Annotated in this window: 1 protein-coding gene; it reads left to right on the top strand. The window is 57.3% G+C overall.

The features are described from left to right. Positions 1-188 precede the first annotated feature (188 nt). A complete protein-coding gene (locus tag B2W96_RS11170; protein ID WP_293010419.1) occupies positions 189-3,446 on the top strand; it encodes an S-layer homology domain-containing protein in 3,258 nt (1,085 codons plus the stop codon). Positions 3,447-3,459: the final 13 nt, after the last annotated feature.

Genomic DNA, 3,459 nt, shown 5'->3' with positions numbered 1-3,459 from the left:
CAGCCGTTTCGGAGCTATTTGAAGTTCATCCGGCTGCAAAACGCGCCCGTTTTAAGGAAAATATTTTGCCTAAGAAAACGGAATCATCGGTTTGTTCATAGTTTGTTCATGAATGGATTCGCATTTTCCGCTATCCTAAAAGACAAGTATGGTGAAAAAGTATGCAATGCGTGCGATGGAGGGAAAACATGAAAGCGTTTTGGAAAAAGAAGCTGCCTGCGTTTTTGCTGGCGGCACTGATGCTGGCGGGAACCGTCATCCCCGCCGCGGCAGACGATCCTCCGGGGCATAATTTCAGTAGCTTATGGTCGAAAAATGAAGCCGAGCACTGGCACGACTGTACGGACCCCAACTGCACTGAGAAAATCGCCGTTGCCCCCCATGGGGAAAGCAAATGGAAGGACGCGGGAAACGGGACCCATCACAAGGTTTGCGAAGTCTGCGGCTATGAGATTGAAAGTCAGGTGCACCATCTGTCGCAGACGGTGACCTCCTCTATCCCGGCGACCTGCGCGCAGGCAGGGAAAAATTATTACGCCTGTACGGACAAATGCGGCTATCAGCGGGAGGAAATTGTTCCCGCGCTGCCCCATACCCTGTCCGGAGAATGGAAGTACAGCGACACGGAGCACTGGCATCCCTGCGCGGTGTGCGGACAAGAGTATCCCGGCAGCAGGGCCGCCCACACCTACGAGGCAAGCTACACCTCGGATGCCACGTATCACTGGCAAAGATGCACAACCTGCAACGGTACCTCCGCCAAGGTGGCCCATGTGGACGCGAATAACGACGGGATATGCGATGTGTGTGTGCGGGGCGGACTGCCCGTTTCCGCGAAATACACCGTGACGTTTATCAACGCCGGCAGTACCTACGGTACGCCCCAGAGCGTCAATAAGGACGGGTTGGCCACCGTACCCGGAACGCCCTCCAAGAGCGCGTCCAACTGCACGTATAGCTTCAAGGGCTGGACCACGTCCAACCCCGGCAATGCTGCCTCCTACATTGGTCAGGCCGTCTACACCTCCGCCCAGGTGGCCGCAACGAAGGTGACGGCCAACATTGCATGGTACGCGGTCTATACCCTGAGTGCCACAAATCAGAGTGCGGCGCTGGACCTTACGGGGACGGGAGAGTCCTCCGTGGGCTCCTCGATCCAGAGCAAGCTCAACGACGTGTTTACGGGTTTGACGGGCCGGAATTTTGTGAACGTGTCGCTCTCCGGCATGTCCACCTACTCCTATGGAACGCTGTATGCCAACAGCTCCAGAACCGACCTTGCCCGGACCTATACATATAGCGGAGGGAGCTATCCCATCGCCAGCGTGTACTTTGTGCCCTCTGGCACGAGGGGGACCAGCTCCGTGACCTATACCGCGACAGACGGATACAGCACCGTTCAGGGGACTCTTTCCATCACCAGCAACGGCAGCACCGGCTACGGCACCACCATCAACTATACGGTGCAGCCCGGAGAGCGGGTGTCCATGGATCGGGCGGACTTTAACAAGGCGTATCAGTCCCGCTATTCCGATACAGTCCGCTGGGTGGAATTCACCTCCGTCACAGCCTCCTCCTCCGGCGGCGGAACCTTCTACTACAATTACGGACGGTCCGACCAGAAGGAGCTGTCCCTTTCCGCCGTGGATGATTATTCCTACTATTACAGCAGCTCCAGCTACGGGTCCTATCCCATCGACGACCTCAGCTTTTTAGCTGTGTCCGGTACCTCTAAGGGAAGCGTCACCGTCAATTTCCGGGCGTATTATTCCAGCAGCCGGTATGTGGACGGGGTGATGGAAATTCAAATCAGCGGCGCCGGCTCGGGAGAGACAATTACCTATAAGGCAAGCCCGGGAGAGGCAGTCTCGCTGGATATCAGTGATTTCAGGCGCGTATTTCAGAATGGCCAGTCGGGCTATGAATTTCGGTTTGTCACCTTCCTGACCACCTCCGCCTATGACCAGACGGACGGACTGCTGTACTACAATTACGGCGGGAGAAGCGAAACCGCCTTCAACAAGAATAATTACAATACCTATATCTATTATGTGGATAATTCCAAATACGGGGACTATCCTCTCAGCGAAATGAGTTTTGTGACCTCCTCCAGCTTCAGCGACAACGTACGGCTGCCCTTCCGGGCCTATTACGACGCGGGCCGCTATGTGGACGGGGTTCTGGAGATTCAGGCGGAGGACGCCGCGGTCCGGGGAGATATTCGGTATAACACCACCGGCGGGACCAATGTGCAGATTAACCCCAACGACATCGCCCGGTTTATGAATCAGGCGTATTCCGGCTCCGTGCTCCAATCTGTGAAGCTTGGGGGCGTGCCGGACACCGGGACGCTATACTACAACTACTACGGCGTCAGCAGTTACGGGACAACGGGCCTAAAGCTTACCACCGGCAACTGCGGCAGCCAGCTTTTGTATTTCAGCCCCTCCGGGGCAAGCCAGTATGCGTTGAGTGAGCTGACATATGTGCCCACCGGAAACAACTACTGCACCACGATTCCCTTCACTGCCTACGGAAGCGGGAACCGCACCGCGCAAGGCACCATTCTCATCAGCGTCAACAGTGCGATTGTGCAGGACGTGTATGGGGCCACACCCATGAACACCTCCGTCACCTTCCCGGCGGACGCGATTTATAAAGCGGTTTCTTCGTCGGCTTCCGGCGCTTCCATGTCCAGTCTCCAGCTTCTGGAGCTACCCGCCTCCCGGCAGGGGACGGTTTACGTGGGCACCGGCTCCGTCAGGGCCGCGACTGGCAGCCGCTATGTCTATTCCGGCAGCTCCGGCAGCGGGCGAATCGGGGATTTGCGCTTTATGCCCGCCTCGGGCTTCACCGGCTCGGTGGAGATGCCCTACGTGGCGTACAACAGCGCGGGCAAGGCCATTACCAGCGGCAGATTCTGCCTGGGGATTGTCAGTGGACTCAAGAGCTATGGGGACGTTGGTTCCTCCGTGTGGTGCTATAAATATGTGGCGGAGCTGAGCGATGCGAAGGTCATCGACGGTTATCCCGACGGCTATTTCAAGCCGGACAAAACCGTGACCTATGGGCAGGCGCTGAAGCTGATTATGCTGGCTGCGGACTACAAGACCCAGTCTCCCACCGGCAAGCATCCCTTCAGCGGCTATCTCTCCCGCGCCAAGTCCGACGGGCTGCTTACCGGCGTGAAGGAAAGCGATTTGGACCGGCCCATCAGCCGTCTGGCGGTGGCGCAGATTACCGCCAAGTCCATGAAGCTGAACCTGAGCAGTCTTTCCAGCGTAAAGCCCTTTACGGACACCGGCGACGTCTACGTGCAGGCGCTGAGCGCTGCCGGAATTGTGGAGGGGTATTTCTCCAACGGAACCAGCACCTTTAAGCCCGCAAATACCATGACCCGGGGCCAGATTTCTGCTGTTGTATGGCGGATGAACCGGGCGGGGTAAAGGGCAGGCCAAA

The sequence above is a fragment of the Oscillibacter sp. UBA6647 genome (assembly GCA_002455655.1).
In the GTDB taxonomy this organism is placed as follows: domain Bacteria; phylum Bacillota; class Clostridia; order Oscillospirales; family Oscillospiraceae; genus Oscillibacter.
This window is presented reverse-complemented; position numbering and strand designations above follow the sequence as displayed.

What these genes read in the sequence shown, in the direction of transcription:
- B2W96_RS11170 (WP_293010419.1), top strand. Translation starts at nt 189, where the DNA reads ATGAAAGCGTTTTGGAAAAAGAAGCTGCCTGCGTTTTTGCTGGCGGCA.